This is a genomic window from Streptomyces roseifaciens (assembly GCF_001445655.1).
In the GTDB taxonomy this organism is placed as follows: Bacteria; Actinomycetota; Actinomycetes; order Streptomycetales; family Streptomycetaceae; genus Streptomyces; species Streptomyces aureoversilis.
Map to the genome: position 1 here is coordinate 421,352 of NZ_LNBE01000003.1, position 22,331 is coordinate 443,682.

19 protein-coding genes are annotated in these 22,331 nt (G+C 72.8%); 11 read left to right on the forward strand and 8 right to left on the reverse strand.

Going from position 1 to position 22,331, the window contains the following annotated elements; translation table 11 throughout:
- The first annotated feature begins 461 nt into the window (after window positions 1-461).
- Both AS857_RS37355 and AS857_RS07830 read left to right on the forward strand, forming a co-directional pair.
- On the forward strand, window positions 462-2,120 hold the full coding sequence (locus AS857_RS37355) for a hypothetical protein (RefSeq protein ID WP_245699680.1): 1,659 nt from the start codon (window positions 462-464) through the stop codon (window positions 2,118-2,120).
- Window positions 2,120-2,518, forward strand: coding sequence for a hypothetical protein (locus AS857_RS07830; RefSeq protein WP_058042409.1), 399 nt, complete (start codon window positions 2,120-2,122; stop codon window positions 2,516-2,518). The genes AS857_RS37355 and AS857_RS07830 overlap by 1 nt, the downstream gene beginning before the upstream one ends.
- Window positions 2,519-2,815: 297 nt before the next feature.
- Here AS857_RS07830 and AS857_RS07835 read toward each other — a convergent pair whose 3' ends face one another.
- A complete protein-coding gene (locus tag AS857_RS07835) occupies window positions 2,816-3,979 on the reverse strand; it encodes a magnesium and cobalt transport protein CorA (RefSeq protein ID WP_058042410.1) in 1,164 nt (387 codons plus the stop codon).
- 114 nt (window positions 3,980-4,093) lie between these two features.
- On the opposite strand from AS857_RS07835, the gene AS857_RS07840 reads away from it, so the two are divergent.
- Window positions 4,094-5,212: a winged helix DNA-binding domain-containing protein gene (locus AS857_RS07840; RefSeq protein ID WP_058042411.1), complete on the forward strand. Its 1,119-nt coding sequence runs from the start codon at window positions 4,094-4,096 to the stop codon at window positions 5,210-5,212.
- 51 nt (window positions 5,213-5,263) lie between these two features.
- Here the strand turns inward: AS857_RS07840 and lysA are convergent, their stop codons facing one another.
- The 3 genes from lysA to AS857_RS07855 all read right to left on the reverse strand — a co-directional run bounded on the left by lysA (window position 5,264) and on the right by AS857_RS07855 (window position 9,122).
- Complete coding sequence (gene lysA / locus AS857_RS07845; RefSeq protein ID WP_079110408.1) at window positions 5,264-6,604, reverse strand: diaminopimelate decarboxylase; 1,341 nt, start codon at window positions 6,602-6,604, stop codon at window positions 5,264-5,266.
- A gap of 1,072 nt (window positions 6,605-7,676) precedes the next feature.
- Entirely contained in the window at window positions 7,677-8,084 is a 408-nt protein-coding gene (locus AS857_RS07850) for an SAV_915 family protein (RefSeq protein WP_107105531.1), read from the reverse strand.
- 195 nt (window positions 8,085-8,279) lie between these two features.
- Entirely contained in the window at window positions 8,280-9,122 is an 843-nt protein-coding gene (locus tag AS857_RS07855) for a helix-turn-helix transcriptional regulator (RefSeq protein ID WP_058042413.1), read from the reverse strand.
- A gap of 146 nt (window positions 9,123-9,268) precedes the next feature.
- On the opposite strand from AS857_RS07855, the gene AS857_RS38680 reads away from it, so the two are divergent.
- Window positions 9,269-11,176, forward strand: a complete 1,908-nt coding sequence (locus AS857_RS38680) for an AMP-binding protein (protein ID WP_107105532.1) — start codon at window positions 9,269-9,271, stop codon at window positions 11,174-11,176.
- Window positions 11,173-12,801, forward strand: a complete 1,629-nt coding sequence (locus AS857_RS07865) for an AMP-binding protein (RefSeq protein ID WP_058042414.1) — start codon at window positions 11,173-11,175, stop codon at window positions 12,799-12,801. Before AS857_RS38680 ends, AS857_RS07865 begins: the two co-directional genes overlap by 4 nt.
- Window positions 12,802-13,125: 324 nt before the next feature.
- Here AS857_RS07865 and AS857_RS07870 read toward each other — a convergent pair whose 3' ends face one another.
- From AS857_RS07870 to AS857_RS07885, 4 genes are all read right to left on the reverse strand, one after another.
- Window positions 13,126-13,929 (reverse strand): hypothetical protein, encoded by an 804-nt coding sequence (locus AS857_RS07870; RefSeq protein ID WP_058042415.1) that lies wholly within the window; start codon window positions 13,927-13,929, stop codon window positions 13,126-13,128.
- A gap of 153 nt (window positions 13,930-14,082) precedes the next feature.
- Window positions 14,083-15,879 (reverse strand): glyoxylate carboligase, encoded by a 1,797-nt coding sequence (gcl, locus tag AS857_RS07875; protein ID WP_058042416.1) that lies wholly within the window; start codon window positions 15,877-15,879, stop codon window positions 14,083-14,085.
- On the reverse strand, window positions 15,876-16,811 hold the full coding sequence (locus AS857_RS07880; RefSeq protein ID WP_079110169.1) for a 2-hydroxy-3-oxopropionate reductase: 936 nt from the start codon (window positions 16,809-16,811) through the stop codon (window positions 15,876-15,878). Before AS857_RS07880 ends, gcl begins: the two co-directional genes overlap by 4 nt.
- Before the next feature lie 873 nt (window positions 16,812-17,684).
- On the reverse strand, window positions 17,685-18,512 hold the full coding sequence (locus AS857_RS07885) for a TIM barrel protein (protein ID WP_058042417.1): 828 nt from the start codon (window positions 18,510-18,512) through the stop codon (window positions 17,685-17,687).
- A 98-nt stretch (window positions 18,513-18,610) separates the two neighbouring features.
- Here AS857_RS07885 and AS857_RS07890 point away from each other — a divergent pair, with 98 nt between their 5' ends.
- From AS857_RS07890 to pucL, 6 genes are all read left to right on the forward strand, one after another.
- Window positions 18,611-18,868, forward strand: coding sequence for a hypothetical protein (locus AS857_RS07890; RefSeq protein WP_079110409.1), 258 nt, complete (start codon window positions 18,611-18,613; stop codon window positions 18,866-18,868).
- Window positions 18,865-19,248 carry a helix-turn-helix domain-containing protein gene (locus AS857_RS07895; protein ID WP_420823921.1) on the forward strand — a complete coding sequence of 128 codons (384 nt, stop codon included), beginning with the start codon at window positions 18,865-18,867 and terminating at the stop codon, window positions 19,246-19,248. Before AS857_RS07890 ends, AS857_RS07895 begins: the two co-directional genes overlap by 4 nt.
- A 126-nt stretch (window positions 19,249-19,374) precedes the next feature.
- A complete protein-coding gene (locus AS857_RS07900; protein WP_058042419.1) occupies window positions 19,375-20,337 on the forward strand; it encodes a helix-turn-helix domain-containing protein in 963 nt (320 codons plus the stop codon).
- Between the two features lie 93 nt (window positions 20,338-20,430).
- Entirely contained in the window at window positions 20,431-20,976 is a 546-nt protein-coding gene (gene uraD / locus AS857_RS40315; protein WP_058042420.1) for a 2-oxo-4-hydroxy-4-carboxy-5-ureidoimidazoline decarboxylase, read from the forward strand.
- Entirely contained in the window at window positions 20,973-21,356 is a 384-nt protein-coding gene (uraH, locus tag AS857_RS40320) for a hydroxyisourate hydrolase (RefSeq protein WP_058042421.1), read from the forward strand. Before uraD ends, uraH begins: the two co-directional genes overlap by 4 nt.
- A 5-nt stretch (window positions 21,357-21,361) precedes the next feature.
- Complete coding sequence (pucL, locus tag AS857_RS07915) at window positions 21,362-22,309, forward strand: factor-independent urate hydroxylase (RefSeq protein ID WP_058042422.1); 948 nt, start codon at window positions 21,362-21,364, stop codon at window positions 22,307-22,309.
- The last annotated feature ends 22 nt before the right edge of the window (window positions 22,310-22,331 follow it).

Below are 22,331 nucleotides of genomic sequence, written 5' to 3' on the forward strand. Positions count from 1 at the left end.
GATTGCTGCACTCAGGCCCGGAGCGGGACTGCGTCGAGGGTGGACGAGCGTATGGACCACGCCGACGGCCTCATCTCCGCGCTCTACGCTGCGTCACCTCCGGGATGTGCAAGCACCTCGGGTCTTGCGTCGCAAGGATGCCGTGCCTTGAGGTACTGGAGCATGCCGAGAGATTCAGCCCTGAGGACTCCCGTGACGCCAAGGGCCGACCTTCATGCCAGGTAAGCCGGAGGCGGTTTCGGCCATTCCCGAGCCAACCAGCGCATTTGCGCAAATTATCGTGTTTGCGGTCTGGCGGTTCTTGCTGTCCGCAGTGAAGATGCCCGCTTGTCGGCGAACGGGGGAGCGGGATGGCAGTTGGGTGGGGCGTCCATGCTCGGGGGAAGGGGCGTTCGGAGGAGGCCGAGTGGCCTGCGGTCCCGATTCACGCGAACCATGCTGCTCATGGGGCCAGCCGTCCTGTGGAGGTGGACCCTGCATCGTCCGAAGTGACGAGGCTGCTGTGTCAGGCGGTCTACGCGCGACCCGACCGGGTGAAGATGGTGAAGGCGTGGTGGCGCAAGATCCGGGGCAAGAGGGGGAAGGCCAAGAAACCTCGGCGTAGTACCAGGCGGCCAATCTATCTGGAGGGCAGCGATGACTGTCCGACCCTGGGTGAGCCGACTGCGCAGTGGGTTGTCGACCATGTGTTGCACGGTCCGCCGCTGCCTGTGCCGTCGTACGGCTTCGATCTTGTTCCGGTGACGGCGCACAGCCTTCGTGCGCGGCGCCGCCGGTGGGCACGGCGCGCTTGCATCCTGATCCTCTGTGGGCTGGTCGCCTATGCGGCGCCGTGTGCTTTCGCGATCTGGGCAGCGGCCGTCATCGTCGCTCTATTCCTACGGTGGGCTGCCTTCCGCGCGATCCGCAAGGTCGGCCGGACGAGGTGGGCGCCTTCGCGGCGCGTGGCGTATGTCGTGCTTCTCATCCCATGGTTGCTCGCACTCATACCGTACGAACCCGCTGGTGGCGACGCGCTCGAACTGCGATTCGAACTGGCCTTACTCCCCTTCGGGCTGGCGGTTGTCGTCGCACTGGTGTACGCAGCTGACCGGCTTGTGGCACGGGCCGCGCTGGGCGCCCTGGCTCGGGAGGGTGTGTCGTCCGATGGCTTGCCGTGGGCCGCCGCGAAGGCCAGACACAGGATGACGGAGATCGGCAAGGCCCAGTCGCAGCTGGCGCTGCCTTACGACGCCTTGGAGCGGTTCGTCGGTGCCGGACGCGATGTCTGGGGACCTGCTCGCATCAGCATCCCCCTGCAGCCCAAGGACGCCGAGGAGTCGGTCAGGCCGTTCGGGGAGGCGGAACTCCTCCGGTGCGTGGGCATCGCCCTCAAGGAACTGGGCCGTGGCGCTCGGGAAATCACGGATCCACTCCCCGGGTTCTCGATGGAGCGCATACTCGGCCTTCCGGCGGCCCGATGGCTGCAGCGCACCCGCGAGACGAACGTGGAGCTGTCTGACCTGATCGGTCTGGGGCGTAGGTCCCCTTCAGGCGTGCCGGACCGGCTGTATCTGCGAGCTCAGTGCATCAGCTGGGACGGACAGATCGTGGTGAGCGTCTTCGTGCATGCCGCGCTGGAGGCCGGAGAACTCCGCCTGACCATTCGCCCGCATGTGATCACGCCGCTCTACAACGAGCTGCGGGTAGCCGACCTACCGGCCCGGACGCGCGGGGCGCGTCTACTCAGGTGGCTTGCTGCGCAGTCACTCCTGGACACACTCATGGGCCCTTTGGCCGTGTGGCGACTGGTCGCCCGCCTCGGTGAGAAAGCCGAGGGCCGCGTGGAGGAAGAAGCCCCGGTGAGCCTGCGTGACCGGTACTCCACCGAGGAAGTCACCGACATGCACCAGGGCGACGATGCCAAGCGGCACGTCGTTCTGATGCAGTCTTGCGTATTCCGGACTGTGGCCGAGTATCTGGATGAGCAGGGAATCGACCTGACTGCGTACGAACGGCAAGTTGCCGCCGTGACCAACAACATCCTCGTATACGGGGACAACAACGCTCCCATCCAGAACGTCGCCGGCAGCGGGATCAGTGGTGTTGGCCAGGACAACAAGAATCAGGGAGACAAGTAATGGTTGTGAGACGGCGTCGCCCCGATCCGGACCCTGGCCATGGCTCGGGCATCAGCATCGGCGGTAACAACAACGCACCGTTGCAGAATGTGGTGGGACAGAACATCGCCAACATCCATCAGTCAGCCTCGTTGCAGGGCATGGTTGACATCGATGCTGTGCGCGGTCTCCTTACCGCCTTCCGTTCGGACGTCGACCACAACGCGGCGGACCTGCAGAACGCGATGGTGCTGCGTGCGATGGCGGACACCGTTGACGCCTCGCTGATGACCCCCGATGCGCCACAGGTCGGAACACTGCGTGGAATCGCGCAGGCGTTGCCTGCGCTTGTGGCGGGCACCGTTGTGCAGCAAGGAGGCGAAGCGCTCGCCAACGCCATCAGTGGACTGGTGAGCTAAGTCGGCTTGCCCGAGCTGCCTGGGGGTGCGGGATGGACTGTTCCGGCTGCTCCCGAGCGAGTCGTCACCCCCACAGGGCCTCGCCGGGTTCGCTGTTCGGTTCGCTTTGCTGCACGGGCACGGAGGGCCCCTCAACGGTCTCTTGTATTCGCGCTGCCCAGGGGCGAGCGGGAGCCGGAAACGCTAAGGGGCGTGGCTCGCTCCCCGGTGCCACGGGTTCTCCCCAGATTCTCCCCAGGGCCCTGAATCGGTCACTCGACAATGTTTGCTGTGGCGAATTCGATCAGTGATTCGCCGCTACAGCCAGTCCCGTCGCTTGAAGATGAAGTACAGGCTCGTGCACACCGCTGCCATCAGCAGGATCGCGAACGGGTAGCCGAACGTCCAGTGGAGCTCCGGCATCTGGTCGAAGTTCATGCCGTAGATCGTTCCCACCAGCGTGGGTGCGAACAGGATCGCCGCCCATGACGAGATCTTCTTGATCTCCTCGTTCTGTTCGAAGCCGGCTTCTGCCAGTGCGCGCATTTCGGCGTTCTGTTGTTGGGTGACGAGTGTTGCGTTGACCGCGAGGATGTCCGCCAGGGCCGAGCGGAAGCCGTCGACGCGTTCGCTGGTGTGGGTGACGTGGTCGGCGACGTCGCGGAGGTAGCGCTGGAGTTCGTCGTCGGTGCCGTATTTGGCGAAGCCTGCCATGAGGCCGTGGAGCATGCCGACCAAGGGGCGGGTGGCGCGCTGGAACTCGACCATTTCCCGGGCGAGTTCGTAGATGCGGCGGGAGACGGCGGGGTCGCCGCTGAAGACCTCGGTCTCGATCTCGTCGATGTCGTTCTGCACGCCCGCCACGACGGGGGCGTAGCCGTCGACGACGGCGTCGAGGATCGCGTACAGCACCGCCTCCGGGCCCAGGGCCAGCAGCTCCGGGGTGGCCTCCATGCGGTGGCGGACGGCCGAGAGGTCCGGGGCCGCGCCGTGCCGGACGGTGATCACGAAGTCGGGGCCGACGAAGACGTGCAGTTCGCCGAAGTCGACCTCCTCGGGGGCGTCCAGGTAGCGCGCGGCGCGCAGGACGACGAAGAGGGTTTCGCCGTAGCGCTCCAGCTTGGGGCGCTGGTGGGCCTCCAGGGCGTCCTCGACGGCGAGCTCGTGGAGACCGAACTCCTCGGCGAGGGAGAGGAGTTCCGCCTCGGTGGGGCGCTGCAGGCCGATCCAGGCCATGCTGTCGGGCTGCTCGTGCAGCCGGCGGTAGGTGTCCGCCAGCGAGTCCGGCGTCGCGATGCGGCGGCCGTCGCGGTAGACCGCGGCGTGCACGATGCTGCCCGCGCCGCCCGCGGGCGGGGCCGCCGGGGGTGGGGGCGGGGTGGCGGTGCCGTCCGTGCGGCCGGTCGTGCGGCCGTTCGCCGGGCGGAGCCGGGAGTGCTTCCGGGGCGTGGGGCGCCTGCCGTGCGGAGGGTTTTCGGACACGGGTGCACTCCCTCTCGCTGTTCACGGAACCAGGCACAGGATATACATGCTGAATTCGGTCGCGCGGTGCGGTTCAGGACCGGATCTGTCCGCAACTCGGCCTAGCTTGATCACATGGCAACCAGCGGGTCCCCGATTCTGACCGTCCGAGCCCTCAATCGTGCTCTCCTTGAGCGCCAGCTGCTACTGCGCCGCACCGCGCTGCCGGTCCTCGACGCCGTGGAACACCTGGTCGGCCTCCAGGCGCAGTCGCCCCAGGACCCGTACTACGCGCTCGCCGCCCGCCTCGACGGCTTCGACCCCGAGGAGCTCTCCGGCCTGCTCGACTCCCGCGCGGCCGTCCGCATCCCGGTGATGCGCTCGACGATCCACCTGGTCAGCGCCCGCGACTGCCGGGCCCTGCGCAGCCTCTTCCAGGTCGTGCAGGAGCGCTCGTTCCAGGGCAACCACGGCAAGCGCCTCGGCGACGTCGACCTCGCGGCCGTGGCCGCGCTCGCCGCCCGGCTCGTCGCCGAGCGCCCGTACACCTTCCACCACCTCGGCCTGGCGCTCGCCGAGGTGTGGCCGGATCACGCCCCTCAGGACCTGGCGATGGCGGCCCGGACGCTGCTGCCGCTCGTCCAGGTGCCCCCGCGCGGGCTATGGGGCCGCAGCGGGCCCGCCGCCCACACCACCGCCGACCACTGGCTCGGCGACCGCCCCGCCTCCGCCCCCGCGCCCGACCTCGGCGCCACCCTCCTGCGCTACCTCGCCGCCTTCGGCCCCCCCTCCGTCAAGGACGTGCAGAAGTGGTGCGGCCTGACGGGGCTGCGCAGCGTCGTCGACGGGCTCCGGCCCGGCCTGCGCACCTTCCGCGACGAGAACGGCACCGAACTCCTCGACCTGCCCGACGCCCCGCTGCCCGACCCCGGCACGCCGGCCCCGGTGCGCTTCCTGCCCGAGTTCGACAACATCTCCCTCTCGCACGCCGACCGCGCCCGCATCGTCGACCCCGCGCACCTGCGCCGCATCTGGCGCGTCAACCGGGCCGCGCCCACGGTCGTCCTCGACGGGTTCATCCGCGCCGTGTGGCGCCTCGACCGGGCCGTCCCGGAGACCACGACGCTCGTGGTCGAGCCCTTCGAGGAGATCCGTCCGGCGGACCGGGCCGGGCTGGAGGAGGAGGCCGCCCGCGTCCTGGCCATGGCCGCGCCCGGCACCGCCCACGATCTGCGCGTCCTGCCGGTCGCCTGACAGACCCGGACCTCTTCGGACCCCTTCGGCTTCCGGCCCCTTCCTGCCTCCCTACTCGCCCACGTCCCGGCTGCGCAGGTCGTCCAGCGTCTCGCGGCGTACGAGCAGCCGGGCGCGGCCCCCGGACACCGCGGCCACCGGCGGCCGGCCGACGAGGTTGTACGCCGAGGCCATCGACAGGTGGTACGCGCCGGACGCGGGCACCGCCAGCACGTCGCCCGGGCGCAGGTCGCCGGGGAGCTCCACGTCCTCGGCGAGCACGTCACCCGCCTCGCAGTGCCGCCCCACCACCGTCACCGTGCGGCCGGGCGCCACCGATGTGCGCCCGGCCAGCCGGACCGTGTAGCGGACCCCGTACAGCGCCGGGCGCGGGTTGTCGCTCATGCCGCCGTCGACGGCCACGAACGTCCGGGCGGCCGTGGTCTTCACCGACAGCACCCGATAGAGCGCGACGCCCGCCGGGCCCGCTATCCACCGCCCGGGCTCCACGGTCAGCCGCGGCCGCGGGAGCCCGAACCGGGCGCACTGCAGGTCCAGTTCGGATCCGATCCGCTCGGCGTACGTGCGCGGGTCCACGGCCGGGTCGCCCTCGCGGTAGGCGATGGCGAAGCCGCCGCCGAGGTCCAGCTCGGGGAAGGTCACCCCGTGCCGGTCGCGGACGCGGGCCAGCAGCGGGACGAGCCGGCGCACCGCGGTCACGTACGGGCCCAGGCCCGCGATCTGCGAGCCGAGGTGGCAGTGCAGGCCCGCCAGCTCCAGCCGCGGCTGGCCGAGGAGCCGCTCCACCGCCTCCTCGGCCTCGCCGCCGGCGACCGGCACGCCGAACTTCTGGCCCTCCACACCCGTCCGCACGGCCGCGTGCGCCCCCGCGGACACGCCCGGCACGACCCGCAGCAGCACCCGCTGGCGGGCGCCCGGCGGCACGAGGGCCGCGAGCCGGGCGATCTCGCCCGTGCCGTCGATGACGATCCGGCCCACGCCCAGGCGCAGGGCGGCCCGCACGTCGTCGGGGCTCTTGGCGTTGCCGTGCAGCACGATCCGCTCGGCGGGGAAGCCGCTGTGCGCGGCCAGTTCGAGCTCACCGGCGGAGCAGACGTCCAGGCTCAGCCCCTCCGCCTCGATCCAGCGGATCATCGCGCGGGAGAGGAACGCCTTGCCGGCGTAGGCGACGTCGGCACCGGGGAGCGCCGTGCGCCAGGCGCGGGCGCGGGCCCGGACCTCGTCCTCGTCCATGACGTAGACGGGCGTACCGAACCGGTCGGCGATCTCGCCCAGCGGCACCCCGCCCACGGCGAGCCCGCCGCCGCCCGGCACCTCCTGCGCGGAAGCGGGCCACACCGGTGCGGCGGGTGTGCTCGACGGGGGCGGCGGGGATACGGGGGCGGTCGGCATGGCCATGAGGTCTCCTTCGGAGGGAATGCGGTGCGGCGTGGCACGGAGGTGTGGGGTGAGACCGCGGTGCGGGGTGGGGCTCCCTGCGGTGCCGACGCGGTCGGGCCGGGTCGGGCACCGGCGGGCCGCGCCGCGGGGGGTTGCTTGTTGCTGCGGTGGTTTTCTTGCCTGTGGCAAGGGAGTGGGAGAGCGGCGGGCTTGCCTGGTGCCGGCGAGGTCGGGGTGTGTCCGGCACCGCCGGGCTGCGCCGTTGTGGTTGGTCGCCGTTGCGGCGGGGTTTCTCTGGCCTGCGGCCAGTGGGCCGGGGGACCAAGTGGTGGGGCTGCCGCTGGGCGAGGCCGCGGGGTAGGGGCGGGTAACCGGGTGAGTGGGTGGTCGGGTGAGTGGGAGTGGGAGTGGGAGTGGGAGTGGGAGTGGGAGTGGGTGACCGGGCGACCGGGTGGACAAGTCGGTCGCCGGGGAAGCGCCCTTCGCCGGGACTGCCGAGGTTCTTGCCGCGAGGCAGCGGTCCTCCGCCGCGATGGTGAGGAACCCCCGCTGCGGAGTCCGGCGGTGCCGGGCGCACCCCGGCTGCGACGTGGGCCCCGGCGGTGCAGGCCGCTCGTGCCGGGCATACCCGGCTGCGCCCGTGGGCCCACCGGCGGCGTCGACCGGCGGTGCCGGACACACTCCCGTCCCGACGGCGAGTAACCCCTGCTGCGCAGTCCGGCCGCCGCCCTGCCGGATACCCCCCCGTCGCGACGGCGAGAAGCCCTCGCGGCGCAGAGCCGCGGTGGCGGGCACCCCCGCCGCGACGGTACCCGTCCGCCCGGGCGGCAACCGTCGCCGCGACGGCACCCGCCCGCCCGGACGGCAACCGGGTCAGGCCGGTCAGCTGGGTCACCCCGAGCCATCCAGGCCACCGGGGCCACCCGTGTCACCCGGACCATCCAGGCCACCGGGTCCACCCCGGGCCACCCAGGCGACCCCGGACCACCCCGGCCACCCGAGTCACCCAGGCGACCCCGGACCACCCCAGCCACCCAAGTCACTCAGATCACCCAGACCGCCTAGATCACCTAGATCACCCAGTTCAGCCCGAAAGCGCCGTCAGCGGCGGCCCCGCCGGGTTCGCTCGTACTGGTGGAGCCGTCAGCTGGGGGTCGATCGAGATCGTGGCGACGCCGAGCGGTGTCGCCAGGGCGCGTACGGCCGGGAGGGCCAGGCGGACCGAGGGCTGGTCGGGGCCCAGAACGGCCGAAAGCCGTCGCTCGGTGGTGAAGGCGACGGCGGTCCTCGTGCCGAGGGGGGAGCGGAAGACCCGCAGGGCGAAGCCGCACGCGCAGCGCCGCACGGGTACGTACAGCGGCTGCTCGGGGGCGCGGCCGGCGGGATGGGAGGGTTCGGAGGGTTCCCCGTCGCCGGACTGCGGGCTCTCGGCGGCCGTGCCGGAGGCGGCGGCGACTGCGGCGGCTTCGGCGGGGGTACGGCTCAGGTGCATGACGGTCCTCGGAAGCTCGGGAGGTGTCGGATGGGAGCGTCGTTGACGGCGCCGCGGCGCCGCCGTTCACGCTATGCCCGTACCGAACCCCGCCGAGCTCCTCCTTGACAGGCTGTTGACCCTCGGTGCCACTCCTTTGACGCTTCCTTGACGGTCCGGGGAGCGGTCGGCGACGAGGGACGAGGGTGCGATCGGTTACGGCAGCAGACCCGCCCGCCGCGCCGCGACCACCGCCTCCAGGCGCGTGTGCACCCCCAGCTTCCGCATGCTCGACCGGAGGTAGCTCTTGACCGTTTCCGGGCGCAGGCCCAGCCGGTCCGCCGCCGTGGCGTTCGTCGCGCCCGTCGCCACGCACGCGAGGACGTCCACTTCGCGCGGCGACAGGTCCACGCCGGGCCCCGCTCGCCGTACCGCCGGGTCCGCGGAGGAGGCCGCCGCGAGGCGCCCGCACGCCGCGAGCAGCTCCTGGCGCAGGCGCTGGTCCGTGACACGCTGTGCCAGGGCGCGCAATTCGCCGTGCGCCTCGCGGACCTCCTCCCACATCGCCGGGTCGGCGGTGGTGGGCTGATGGGCCACGGACAGCAGCCGCTGCACCTCGTCCTGGACGGCGAGGGCCTGTTCCAGCTCGCGCGCCGCGTCGACGGCGGCGGTCAGGGAGCGGTCCCCGAGGGTGAGCGGGCGCCGCAGGGCGCCGTAGAGCACGCCGCGCACCCGGCCCCGTACGACCACGGGTACCGCGAGCACGGAGCGCAGGCCCTCGGCCGCCACCGCCGCGTCGTACTCGTGCGTGATGACGTGCGAGGACTGGTAGTCGGTCACGGACAGCGGGCGGGTGAGGGCGGCCGCCTTGCCGCCCAGTCCGCTGCCCGTGCGGATCGCCAGTCCGCGCAGGACCGGCGTCGTCGTCCCGGTCATGTCCGATATTCGGAACTGCCGTGCTCCCGTGAGCAGTCCGCCGAAGGCGACCGGCAGTCCGGCGCCCTTGCGCATCCGCATCAGCGCCGCCCGCACCTCGGCCGTCCCGTCCGGATCTCCCATCGCTGCCTCCACGTCCCGGATCCGGAGGTGGAATCTCCGTATCCCTGAAATGCGGCCACCCCCGTTCGGGGGTGGTGAGACTCAGATCACCGTCGCACGATGCTAACCGTGCGGGCCCGCGATGCGCCCCGCAATCTGGAGGACACGTGACGTCATCGAAGCCGAGGAACGCAGGGGATGCCGCCGGAGCGCCGGGCTCCGCCGCGGAGTTCCGCGCCGCCCGGGACTTCCTGCTCGCGCACCGCGAGGACTGGCAGGCCGCGTACGAGGGCTTCGCCTGGCCCCGCCCCGCGGAGTTCAACTGGGCGCTGGACTGGTTCGACGCCGTCGCCGAGGGCAACGGCCGCACCGCCCTGTGGATCGCCGAGGAGGACGGCAGCGGGGTCAGGCTGTCCTTCGACGACTTGCGCCGCCGCTCGAACCGGGTCGCCAACTGGCTGCGCGGGCAGGGCGTGCGCGCCGGCGACCGGATCCTCGTCATGCTCGGCAACCAGGCCGAGCTGTGGGAGACCGCGCTGGCCGCGATGAAGCTGCGCGCCGTGGTCATCCCGGCCACCCCGCTGCTGGGCACCGCCGACCTCGCCGACCGCGTCGAGCGCGGCCGGGTCTCCCACGTGCTCGTACGGGCCGAGGACACGGCCAAGTTCGCGGACGTGCCGGGGTCCTACACCCGGATCGCGGTCGGGGAGCGGACAGGGGAAGGGCCTGCGGAAGGGTCTTCGGAGGGGCCCGTGGAGGGGCCCGCGAAGAGGCCTGTGGAGGGGCCCGCGCAGGGGCCCGCGCAGAGGTCTGCGGAGGGGTCTGCGGAGGGGGCGGACGGCCGGAATCGGACGGACGACCGGAACCGTACGAACGTCGACCGAGCCCGTACAGACGTCGACCGAGCCCGTACAGGCGCCTGGATCCCCTACTCCGACGCCGCCCACGCCGACGACACCTTCACCCCCGACGGCTCCACCCGCGCCGACGACCCCCTCCTGCTCTACTTCACCTCCGGCACCACAGCCCGCCCCAAGCTCGTCGAACACACCCACATCTCCTACCCCGTGGGCCATCTGACGACCATGTACTGGATCGGGCTCCGGCCCGGCGACGTCCACCTCAACATCTCCTCGCCCGGCTGGGCCAAGCACGCCTGGTCCAGCCTCTTCGCCCCCTGGAACGCCGAAGCCACCGTCTTCGTGCACAACTACACCCGCTTCGACCCCGCCCGCCTCATGGCCGAGATGGACCGGGCGGGCGTGACGAGCTTCTGCGCCCCGCCGACCGTGTGGCGGATGCTCATCCAGGCCGACCTGAGCGGGCTGCGCACCCCGCCCCGCGAGGCCGTGGCCGCGGGCGAGCCCCTCAACCCCGAGGTCATCGAGACCGTACGGCGGGCCTGGGGCGTGACGATCCGCGACGGCTTCGGGCAGACCGAGACGACCGTGCAGATCGCCAACCCGCCCGGCCGGCCGCTGAAGGTCGGCTCCATGGGCCGCCCCAGCCCCGGCTTCTCCGTCGTCCTCCTCGACCCCGGCACGGGCGAACCGGCCGCCGAGGGCGAGATCGCCCTCGACCTCTCCGGGCGTCCGGTCGGCGTCATGACGGGCTACGCGGGCGACCCGGAACGCACCGCGGAGGTCATGGCCGGCGGCTACTACCGCACCGGCGACATCGGCTCCCGCGACGCCGACGGGTACATCACCTACGTGGGCAGAAGCGACGACGTGTTCAAGTCCAGCGACTACAAGGTGTCCCCGTTCGAGCTGGAGAGCGCGCTCCTGGAGCACGAGGCCGTCGCCGAGGCCGCGGTCGTCCCCGCTCCCGACCCGCTGCGGCTCTCCGTGCCCAAGGCGTACGTCGTCCTCGCCGAGGGCTGGGAGCCCGGCCCGGGGACCGCCAAGGCCCTGTTCGCCCACTCGCGGGCCGTGCTCGCCCCGTACAAGCGCATCCGGCGCCTGGAGTTCGCCGAGCTGCCCAAGACCGTGTCCGGCAAGATCCGCCGCATCGAGCTGCGCGAGCGCACCGCGCGCGGCGGCGGAGACGAGTACCGAGAGGAAGACCACCGGTGACCACACCCGCGTACGCGGCCGGGAGCACCTCCATCCCGCTGATCGACGACACCATCGGTGCCGATCTCGCGTTCACCATCGAGCGCTTCGGCGACCGTGACGCCCTCGTCGACGTCCCCAGCGGACGCCGCTGGACCTACGCCGAGTTCGGGCGGGCCGTCGAGGAGATCGCCCTGGGGCTGCTGGCCAAGGGGGTGGCCAAGGGCGACCGCGTGGGCATCTGGGCGGTCAACTGCCCCGAGTGGGTCATGGTCCAGTACGCCACGGCGCGCATCGGCGCGATCATGGTCAACATCAACCCGGCCTACCGCGTCCACGAACTGGGCTACGTGCTGCGCCAGGCCGGCATCGGCGTGCTCGTCGCCTCCGTCGAGCACAAGGCCAGCGACTACCGCCGCATGGTCGAACAGGTCCGGGCCGACTGCCCCGCGCTGCGCGACGTCGTCTACATCGACGACCCCACCTGGGAGGGCCTCGTCCGGATCGGGGAAACCGTGCCGCGCGAGCGGCTCGCCGAGCGCGAGGCGCAGCTGAGCTGCCACGACCCGGTCAACATCCAGTACACCTCCGGGACCACGGGCTTCGCCAAGGGCGCCACCCTCTCCCACCACAACATCCTCAACAACGGCTACTTCGTGGGCGAGCTCCTCGGCTACACCGAGGCCGACCGGGTCTGCCTGCCCGTGCCCTTCTACCACTGCTTCGGCATGGTCATGGGCAATCTCGCCGTCACCAGCCACGGCGCCTGCGCCGTCATCCCGGCCCCGGCCTTCGACGCCACCGCCGCCCTGCACGCCGTCGAGCGCGAGCGCTGCACCTCCCTCTACGGCGTCCCCACCATGTTCATCGCGGAGCTGGAGCTGCCCGACTTCGCCACGTACGACCTCTCCTCGCTGCGCACCGGCATCATGGCCGGCTCGCCGTGCCCGACCGAGGTGATGAAGCGGGTCATGGGCGAGATGCACATGTCCGAGGTCAGCATCTGCTACGGCATGACCGAGACCTCGCCGGTCTCCACCCAGACCCGGCGCGACGACGACATCGCGCGGCGCACCGGCACCGTCGGCCGGGTGCTGCCGCACATCGAGGTGAAGGTCGTCGACCCGGAGACGGGGGAGACCGTCGCCCGCGGCGAGCCGGGCGAGCTGTGCACGCGCGGCTATTCGGTGATGCTCGGCTACTGGGACGAGCCGGAGCGCACCGCCGAGGCCGTCGACGCCGAGCGCTGGATGCACACCGGCGACCTCGCCGTGATGGACGAGGACGGCTACGTGCGGATCGTCGGCCGCATCAAGGACATGATCATCAGGGGTGGGGAGAACGTCTACCCGCGGGAGATCGAGGAGTTCCTCTACACCCACCCCAAGATCTCCGACGTGCAGGTCATCGGTGTGCCCGACGAGAAGTACGGCGAGGAGATCATGGCCTGCGTCATACTCCGCGACCCCGAGCGTCCCCTCACCCGCGACGAGCTCGCCCGCTTCTGCCGCGGCCGGCTCGCGCACTACAAGATCCCGCGCTACCTGCGGATCCTGGACGCGTTCCCCATGACGGTCAGCGGCAAGGTGCGCAAGGTGGAGCTGCGCGAGCAGGCGAGCGCGGGTCTCGCGGCGGCGGAGGCCTGAGGGGTGGGCGGAGGTCTGGAAGGGGTGGAGGCCTGACGGGTGGGCGGAGGCCTGGCAGGGGTGGCGGCCCGACGGGTGGGGCGCGGCCCTGACGGGGCGGAGCCTGACCGGGGCGGAAGGCCCGGCGCCCGGCCGTCCGCCTGAGGCGGAGGCCGGGGCGGGCGGCGGAGGGCCGGGTGCGTGGGCGGCCCCGAACAGCTGGAGGGGCCCGCGATCCCCCGTATGTTTCGCGGGCCCGGTACGAAGTCTCCGCCCCCGGGCACCCAACTCGCCATCGTCCGGGCGTGGTTCAGAGGAAAAATTGAGCTTGGCGGTACGGGCGGCTCAGGCGGGCCCGCGCCCGACGAGCTCGTCGGCCGGGCCGTTCAGCGGCTGCGGAGTGCCGGTGAGGTCCATCACGAACAGCGGAACGCGCAGGTCGTCCGCCCGGGAGCGGGCCTCGTGGGCGTAGCCGGCGAGGGAGAAGAAGACGCCGGACGCGGAATCCACCATGGCGTGCAGCCACAGGCACTCGACCGCCCGCAGCGAGGTGGGCACGGTGGACGGGTCGACCCGGGCGACGAGGGCGCCCGCGCGCAGGTCGACGCCCGCGGCCTCCGGATCTCCCGGCCGGGTGACATCCGTGCAGCCCAGCCACGTCAGATAGCGCTCGGCGGCGGCCAGCGCGTCGTCGGCGGTCCGGATGGGCACCGGCCGGAAGGCGGGGCGCTGCGCCGCGGCGTGCTGCTCACCGGTTCCGGCGGCGCCGTTCCCGTCGCCCTTGCTGCCGCCGTCCCCGGCTCCGTCCCTGTCCCCGTTCCCGTTCCCGTTCCCGTCCCCGGCTCCGCCCCCGCCCCCGTCCCCGGCTCCGTCTCCAGGTGCGGGCGCCGGCGAACGGACGGGCAGGCGCACCACCGTGCCGCAGGAGCAGCCGAATTCCGGCCGCGGCCACTGGTCCTGCCGGTCGCAGGAGGGGCAGCGGACGGCCACCCACGCGTCGCGCCAGGTGCGGTGCGCCAATAACTCGGGGGAGGCGTCCGCCTGCACCGGCAGCGTGAGCGGCGCACCGCACGCGCAGGGGAAGGTGGGTGGGGTGAAGGAGTGCTCGCGACGGCACGTCGGGCAGTGAACCGGCACGCTCTTGGCCATATTCGGCTCCAGCAACGGGTCCGTGAGTAAGGGGTACGGGCCCATCGTCCACGATGCGGGCGCGCCGGGGGAGCGAATGCCGAAGTGGGCGGGTGCGCCCCCCGCGCCTCCCGTGGCGCCGCCGAGCGCGAGGGCGCGCGCGCCCGTCGTGCGCTAGCGCTCCGGTACGGGTTCGCTCTCGCGGACGGCGTCGATGTCCGGGCCGTGCGGGGTGTCCGCCTCCCGCTCGATCATGATCTCCACCAGGACGGGCCGCGAGGTCGCGACGGCCTCCTTGCGCGCCCACTCGATCGCCGGCCGGATCTCCCCGGGGTCCGCCACCCGCCGGCCCGAACAGCCGTACGCCTCCATCAGCTTGACGTGGTCCGTGCCCGACTCGTCGTAGTGGACGTCCACCTGGTAGTTCATGCCGTAGCCGGCCGAGGCCTGGCGGATCAGGCCCAGGTACGCGTTGTTCAGCATGATCAGCACGAACGGGACGTCGTACTGCGCGGCCACGGCGAGCTCCTCCACCGTGAACTGGAAGCCGTAGTCGCCGACCACGCCGACGACCTCCTCCGCGCCCCGGCCCATGCCCTGCAGCGCCTTCTTGACGCCGATCGCGGCCGGCACCTCCCAGCCGAGCGGGCCCGCCTGCCCGCAGACCTGGTAGTGGCGCGGCCGGTGGGCCTTCTGATGCTGGCCGCCCCAGATCTGGTACAGGCCGATGGCCGTGACGAACCACGTGTCCGCGCCGAAGATCTCGTTGATCTCCTTGTAGACGCGCGGCGCCTTCACGGGGACGGTGGCGAAGTCCTCGCGACGGGTGAGCGTGCGCTTCAGCTCCCGGCAGCGCGCGGCCCACGCGCTCGGCTGAGTGCCGTGCTGCGTGCTGTGCCGCGTGCCGTGATGTGTGCCGTGCCGCGTGCTGTGCCCGGCACCGTGCCCGGCACCGGCCGGGCGGCGGGCCTTCGCGGCGGCGAGCAGGGCGGCGAGGAACAGCTTCGCGTCGGAGACGACCCCCAGGTCCGGCTCGAAGACCTTGCCGAGCTGGGACGGGTCGACGTCGACGTGGACGAAGGACCGCCGCCCCCGGTAGACGGAGAGGTCCGCCCCCGTGTGCCGGTCGCCGAAGCGGGCGCCGACGGCCAGGACGAAGTCCGACTCCAGGAAAGAGGCGTTGGCGTACCGCTGCGAGGTCTGGATGCCGGTGGTGCCCATGTGCAGCTCGTGGTCGTCCTCGACGGCACCCTTGCCCATGAGCGTCACCTGGAACGGCACCCCCAGGTACTCCACCAGCTCCCGCAGCTCGTCCGCCGCCCCGGAGAGGATCACCCCGCCGCCGGCCAGGACGAGCGGCCGCTCGGCGGCCAGCAGCAGGTCGAGCGCGGCCTCCACGCGCGGCGGGTGCGGCGCGACGACGGGCACCGGCAGCCGCGTGTCCAGCGCCGGGTCGTAGCGGATCCCGCGGCGGGCGACGTCCACGGGGATGTCGATCAGTACGGGGCCGGGCCGCCCCTCGCGCGCGGTGCGGAACGCCTCCCGGAACGCCCACGGGATCTGCGCCGCCTCCTTGACCTGCACGGCCCGCTTGGTGACCGGCCGGACGATCTCCACGATGTCGACGGCCTGGAAGGCCTCCTGGTGGAGCTTGGCGGAGACCGCCTGCCCGGTGATGCACACCATCGGGACGGAGTCGGCGAACGCGGTGTACAGGCCGGTGACGAAGTTGGTGCCGCCCGGGCCCGAGGTGGCGATGGCGACGCCCGGCCTGCCGTTGGTGCGCGCCCAGCCGTCGGCCATGTGCGTGGCCCCGGCCTCGTGACGGACGATCAGGTGCTCGATGCCGCCCACGGCTTCCAGCGCCTGGTACAGCGGCAGGATCGCGGCGCCCGGGCAGCCGAAGGCGACGTCCACGCCCTCGTCCTTGAGGATGTGGACCGCGGCGTGCATGGCGGGCATCGTCGTCATCGCAGCGCCCTCCCGGCCCCGGAGGCGGGCAGTCGCTCGGCGCCTGAAGGCTGCGCGGCGCCCGAGGGTTGCTCGGCGCCGTGGGTCCGCTCGATGCCGGAGAGCCGCTCGACGCCGCGCAGCAGCGCCGAATGGTCCAGTCCGCCGTCGCCCTGGGCGCGCGCCGCGGCCACCAGGCTCGCGACGAGCGCACCCACCGGGACGGCGGCGCCGACCGCGCGGGCGGCGTCCGTGACGATGCCCATGTCCTTGTGATGCAGGTCGATCCGGAAGCCCGGGGGATAGTGCCGGGAGAGGAAGTTGTGCCGCTTGCGGCTGAGCACGGCGGAGCCGGCCAGCCCGCCGCCCAGGACGTCCAGTGCGGCCTCCAGGTCCACGCCGGACTTCTCCAGGAAGACCACGGCCTCGGCGCACGCCTGGATGTTCGCGGCCACGATCAGCTGGTTGGCGGCCTTCACGGTCTGGCCGGCCCCGTGCGGGCCGCACAGGACGACCGTCGTGCCGAGGACGCGGAAGAGCGGCAGGGCCCGCTCGAAGTCGGTCCGCTCCCCACCCGCCATGATCGACAGCACGCCCTCGACGGCACCGGCCTCGCCGCCGGACACGGGCGCGTCCAGAACGCGGATGCCCTTGCGGGCGGCGGCCTCCGCGAGTTCGACGGACGTCCGGGGGGTGACGGACGACATGTCGACGAACAGCGTGCCGGGCGCGGCATGCGCGAGGACGCCGTGCTCGCCGTGCGCCACGGCTTCCACCTCCGGTGAGGCAGGAAGCATGGTGACGACGAGGTCGGCGCCGCGGACGGCCGCCGCGACGGAGCCGGCGGGCGTCCCGCCCACGGCCGCGAGGCGGTCGAGCCCGGCCTGCTCGAGGGTGTGACCGGTGACGTCGTACCCGGCCTTGAGAAGGTTCGAAGCCATGGGCAGCCCCATGATCCCGAGACCGATCCACGCGACGCGGGGGAGGGATGAGGAAGAGGAAGAGGACACGGGGATTCCTTTCGGGAGAGGGGAGGAGGGGGGACTGCTGTCGGGGGATGGGCTGAGGAGGCGAGTGACGGCGCACGTCCGGCGCCGGGCGACCGGTGCCGGTCATCGCGTCGGCTGCGCCGGGCACGTGCTTCCGCCGCGACGGCGGCTCCGGGGCGATGCCGGGCGCTCGGAGGGCGGCCGGAGTACCTGGACAGGGCATCGCGTCGGCTGCGTCGGGCACGTCTTTCCGCCCCGGCGGTTTCGGGCTGTACCGGGGCGGCCGGAGCGCTGCGGGTGGCCGGGGGCGACCATCGTGTGGGCTGTGCCGGGTACTTGCTTCCGCCGCGGCGGCGGGAAACTGCGGTGGCTTCGGGCGGTTCCGGGCGGCCGGAGTGTCCGGAGCGGCTGATGCCTGCCATCGCACCGCTCGGTGGCCGCTTCCGGCGGTGCCGGACCGGCTGGAGCGCCCGGAGTGGCCGACGCCCGTCATCACACTGCCTGGTGGCGAGTTCCGGCGATGTCGGCACGACCGGTGTGGCCCAGGCGGTATCGCGCCGGCTCTGCCGGGCACTTGTTTCCGCCGCGGTGGCGGGAGACCCCGGCGATGGCTTTCGGTGGTGTCGGACTGGCTGGGCTGCCGGGAGGGGTCGGGGTTCTGTCGTCGCGCCGGCTCTGCCGGGCACTTCTTTCCGCCGCGGCGGCGGGAAACCCCGGCGGCGGCTTCCGGCGGTGCCGGACCGGCCGGAGGTCGGAGACCCCCGGGCCACCCGGGCCACCCCGGGCCACCCCGGGCCACCCGGGCCACCCGGGCCACCCGGGGCCGCCCGGGCCCCGTCACCGCGCCCCATCCAGCCAGCCGAACGCACCCCCGCTCGGGCCGGACGGGTGGTACTCCAGGCCCACCCAGCCGTCGTACCCGGCCTGTTCGAGGCGTTTCAGGAGTACGGGGACGTCCAGCGTCCCCGTGCCCGGTTCGCCGCGGCCCGGGGCGTCCGCCAGTTGGACGTGGCCCGTGTGCGCGGGCGCGTACGCGGCGACGGCCGCGGCCGGGTCCTCGCCCGCCATCGCCAGGTGGTAGAGGTCCATCAGGAACCTGGCGTTGCCGAGCCCCGAGGCCTCATTGACCCTCTCCGCGAGCTCCACGGCGCGCGCCGAGCCGGTGACCGGGTACGCGGGGGACTCCACCGCGTTGAGCGCCTCGATCAGGAGCGTCGCGCCCACCCGGCCGGCCGCCCGCGCGGCCAGGACGAGGTTCTCCAGGGCGAGCGCGTCCTGGGCCCCGGCGTCCGTGCCCGCGACGCGGTTGCCGTACAGGGCGTTGAGCGCCGTGCACCCCACCGAGGCCGCGAAGTCCGCCGCGACGTCGACGTTGGCGCGGAAGCGGCCGGATTCCGCCCCCGGCAGCGAGAGCGCTCCCCGGTCGGGCCCGGGCAGCCGCCCGGCGTAGAAGTTCAGGCACACCAGTTGCGTACCGGCGTGCCGCAGTGCCCCGCGCAGCGCGTCGAGTTCGCGGGCCTCCGGCGTGGGCGTCGCGGGCCAGGGCCACCACATCTCGACGGCGCGGAAGCCCGCCGCCGCGGCCGCCGCGGGGCGTTCCAGGAGCGGCAGTTCGGTGAAGAGCATCGAGAGGTTGACGGCGAAGCGGTGTCGGGGGAGAGGCATCCCGCCTCACCCTCCTTCCGTATGGCGGAATTTATATTCTGCTTTACGGAAGCGTGCTGCCGTTCCCGGCCTCTGTCAAGGCGAGTAGGTTGGCCACCGTGCGATTGCGAGTGGAGTTCACGACCGAACCGTTCGATCTCGACCGGGTGCCGCCCCACGCCGAGGCCGCCCGGGACGCCCTGCGGGGCGCCGGCCTCGACGCCGTGGACGTCGGCCCCTTCGGGAACTCCGCGGAGGGCGGCGGCGACGCCGTGCTCGCCGCCGTGCAGCAGGTGCTGAGCACGTCGCTGCAGGCCGGTGCCACGCGGGTGTCGCTGCAGATCAGCGTGGTCGACGACGAGGAGGGGACGCCGTGACGGGGGAGGCGGCCGCGCACCCGCTCCGTGCCGCGGTCGCGCCGCTGGTCGACGCCATGGGCGGGGAGATGGTCGATCCCGAACAGGCCGCGGCGGACGACGTGATGCTGTCCTGGGAGGGGCGCGAGGTCGTCGCCGTGAGACTGCCGCGCCTGTCCGCCTCGCTCGACCACATCCTGGCCGACCTGGAGCGCCGCCAGGGCAAGCCCCTGGCCGAACTCGACCGCAAGACCAAGCAGTCGGTGGTGCGCACGCTGGAGGAGCGCGGCGCCTTCTCCCTGCGGCACGGCGTGGAGACCGTGGCCGCGGCGCTAGGCGTCAGCCGCTTCACCGTTTACAACTACCTGAACCGCGAAGGCGGTTCCACAGGGCCCCGCTAGGGCCGCCGGCAGGCGGGGAGACGGGGAGGCGGGCAGGCGGGCGCGGGCCGCGGGACCGGCCGCGCGGGCCGTCCGTACCCGCCGGTACGGTAGGAGCTCCCCGAGGCCCCGAGGGAGGCCCGCGCCGTGTCCCCCGACGTCACGTGGAGCATCGGAGAGCTCGCCGAGCGCGCGGGCGTCACCGTCAAGACCGTCCGCTTCTACTCCGACCGCGGCCTGCTGCCCGAAGCCGCCCGCAGCGGCGGCGGCCACCGCCGGTACGGCCCCGAGGCGCTCGACCGGCTCCGTCTGATCCGCTCCCTGCGCACGCTCGACGTGCCGGTCCCGGACGTCGGCCGGGTCCTCGAACGGGACGACGCACTGGAGGACGTCGTCGCGGGCAAACTGCGGGAACTCGGCTCGCAGCTGACGGCCCTGCGCTGGCGTGAGGCCGCCCTCCGGCTGCTCCAGGACTGCCCGCCCGGGGAGCGCGCCGAGCGGCTGCGCCTGATCGGCGCCGTGTCCACCCCGCCCAGCACGGCCGCGATGGCGGGCTTCTGGCGGCGCTGGCTGCCCCCGCGGCTCCCGGCCCGGCTGGTCTCCGCGATCGTCGACGAGGCGGTGCCGCAGCCGCCCGACGACCCGACCCCGGCCCAGGTCCTCGCCTTCGCCCGGCTGCACGCCTTCACCTCCGGCCCCTGCACGGGCGACGACCGCGGTCAGCCCGAGGTCCACCGGGCCGGCGAGGGCTACCGCCCCGCCGTGCTCTACGACGGTCTCCGCGAGGCCTTCGCGCTGGCGTCGCCGGACCTGCGGGCGCAGCGGCCGCCGCGCCCGGGCGAGGCGCTCGACTGCTTCGTCTCCGCCCACGCCCGCGCCCGCGGCACCCGGGACACGGCCGCCTTCCGCCGCCGCCTCGGCGCCCAACTCGCCGCGGAGCCCCGCATCGACCACTACTGGCAGCTCGTCGCCGAACTGACCTCCCCTCCGTCCGGCCCGCGGGAACCGACCCCCGGCGCCGCCCACGACTGGCTCTGCGCCGCCCTGGACGCCTCGGATCCCCGGCCCGGGCGCCGGACACGGGAGCCGAGTTCTTCAACAAACTGTTGACGCGGCGTTCCGAGGGGCGTTAGCTATGCGCAGCCCGACAGCCATGCGCAGCCCGTCCCCACCACGGAGGCGCCCGTGTCGCCCATGTCGCCCATGTCTTCGAGTCCGACGCCGGGTCTCGCCCGGTTCAACGCGGCCGGTGACGGCGCGGCCCGCGCCGCTCTGCAGGCGGTCTGCGCCGGTCGCGCATGGGCGGACGCGGTCCTCGGCGGGCGCCCCTACCCCACCGCCGAGGCGCTCTACGCCGCGAGCGACGCGGCGACGGCCGCACTGACCGCGGGCGGGCTGGCGGAGGCCATGGCGGCGCACCCGCCGATCGGGCGCCCGGAGCCGGGCGATCCCGCCTCCGCCCGCGAGCAGCGCGGCATGGCGCAGGCCCCTCCCGGGATCCGTGCCGAGATGCGCGCACTCGACCTGGCCTACCAGGACAAGTTCGGGCACGTCTTCCTGATCTGCGCCACCGGCCTCGACGCCGCACGCATGCTCGACGCGATTCGTCACCGCACGGACAACACGCCGGAACACGAACGCGGGATCGTGCGGGAGGAACTCGGCAAGATCAACCGCATCCGGCTGGCCCGGCTGCTGGAGGACCCGGCCGGCCCGTACGCACCCGAGCAGGAAGGAGCCCGTCCGTGAGCGCCACCGCACCGGCCGTCTCCGCCGCGTCCGCGTCCGCCTCCGTGTCCACGCACGTCCTGGACACGGCCACCGGCCGCCCCGCCGAGGGCGTCACCGTCGAGCTGTCCGCACGGAGCGGATCCGACGGGCCCTGGACGGCGTTCGGCACCTCGGTGACCGACGCGGACGGGCGCTGCCGGGGGCTCCCCCCGCCACCGCAGGGCACGACCCACGTACGGCTCCGGTTCGACGTGGGGCCGTACGCCGCCCGGGGGAACGCCGGGCGGGAAGCGTTCTTCCCGGAGGTGGCGGTGGCCTTCGCCGTCGCGCCGGGCGAGCACCACCACGTACCGCTGCTGCTCAGTCCGTTCGGCTATTCCGTGTACCGAGGGAGCTAGCACACATGCCCACCGTTCTCGGCCAGAACCAGTACGGCAAAGCCGAAACCCGCGTCGTGCGGGTCACCCGCGACGGGCCCGTCCACCGCATCAGGGACCTCAACGTCTCCGTAGCCCTCTCCGGCGCCATGGACGACGTCCACCTCTCCGGCTCCAACGCCCGCGTCCTGCCGACGGACACCACCAAGAACACCGTGTTCGCCTTCGCCAAGGAGTACGGCATAGCCGCGCCGGAGGACTTCGCCATGCGGCTGGCGCGCCACTTCGTCACCGGCCAGGAGTCGATCCGCACCGCCCGGATCCGCGTCGATGAGTACGCCTGGGACCGCATCGCCACACCCGGCCCGGGCGAGCACTCCTTCGTCCGCCGCGGCCGGGAGACCCGCACCGCGCAGGTCACCTTCGACGGTGCGGGCGGGCGGTGGCAGGTCCTCTCCGGGCTCAAGGGCCTCACGGTCATGAACACCACCGACTCCGAGTTCCACGGCTACGTCAAGGACCGCTACACCACCCTCCCCGAGACCCGCGACCGGATCCTCGCCACCGAGGTCAACGCCTGCTGGCGGCACGCCTGGGACGGCGGCGGTGACAGCCACGGAAACAGCCACGGAAGCGGCGGCCGTGACGGGGCCGCCCCGCCCGACTGGGACGGCAGCTGGGAACGGACCCGCGGCCACCTGCTGGCCGCCTTCGCCGAGACCTACTCCCTCTCCCTGCAGCAGACCCTCTACGCCATGGGCTCACGCGCCGTCGAACACGGCCCCGGCATCGACGAGATCCGGCTCTCCCTCCCCAACAAGCACCACTTCCTGGCCGACCTCGAACCGTTCGGCCTCGACAACGACAACGAGGTCTACTACGCGGCCGACCGCCCCTACGGCCTCATCGAGGCCACCGTCCTGCGCGACGGCGCGGAGGCCGCCGTGCCGCAGGACCTGACGAACCTTCCGTGAAGCGACAGCGAGGAATCACCGT